At 53.0% G+C, this 598-nt stretch carries 1 protein-coding gene; it reads left to right on the forward strand.

Going from position 1 to position 598, the window contains the following annotated elements:
* Positions 1-163 precede the first annotated feature (163 nt).
* Positions 164-553: a hypothetical protein gene (locus AK963_RS30345; protein ID WP_066018858.1), complete on the forward strand. Its 390-nt coding sequence runs from the start codon at positions 164-166 to the stop codon at positions 551-553.
* Positions 554-598 lie beyond the last annotated feature (45 nt).

Raw genomic sequence — 598 nt, forward strand, 5'->3', positions numbered from 1 at the left:
GCCAGGTGAGCACGTCGGCACCAACCACCCGAACTACACAACCGGCTCCGCAGAAAATTATCCGGCTCGAATATCCCGGCGGTGCGGTCAATGTCGGCATTGATTCAACGGATGAAACCAAACTGCTTGAAGCCCTGAAAAACGCAGGTATGAGGACGGTCTGATGATACTGGATACCATTACCCTCCCGGACGATCTGCTCTGGATCAATGAGTTTGAATGGAACCCCGTCGAGCAAACTACCGAACGGAGCCTGACCGGAGCTTTGCTGGTTCAGGAAGGACAACTAATAAATGGCAGGCCAATCGTTCTCTCTGGTAATGGCGAGGCCGGTTGGGTTTCCCGGCTGACGGTCAAGAACCTGTTTGCGCTCTCCAAAGCGGCCAATAAAACCATGACTCTAACGCTCCCGGATAGTCGCCAGTTCTCCGTCATTTTTGATCGGTCTAACGGTGCTCCTCTAGAGGCGCAGCAGGTATTGCCGTTTGCCTATCCAGAGGACAGCGATCAATACCTTCTGACCCTTCGCTTGTTGACCGTTCACTCAGGGTGAGATGGGTTCGATCGGGACTGTATATATTTGACGACTGAAAAGCGG

This window comes from Endozoicomonas atrinae (assembly GCF_001647025.1).
Classification (GTDB): domain Bacteria; phylum Pseudomonadota; class Gammaproteobacteria; order Pseudomonadales; family Endozoicomonadaceae; genus Endozoicomonas; species Endozoicomonas atrinae.

Excerpts from the sequence above, each read along its gene's own strand:
- AK963_RS30345 (WP_066018858.1), top strand. The coding sequence starts at position 164 with ATGATACTGGATACCATTACCCTCCCGGACGATCTGCTCTGGATCAAT.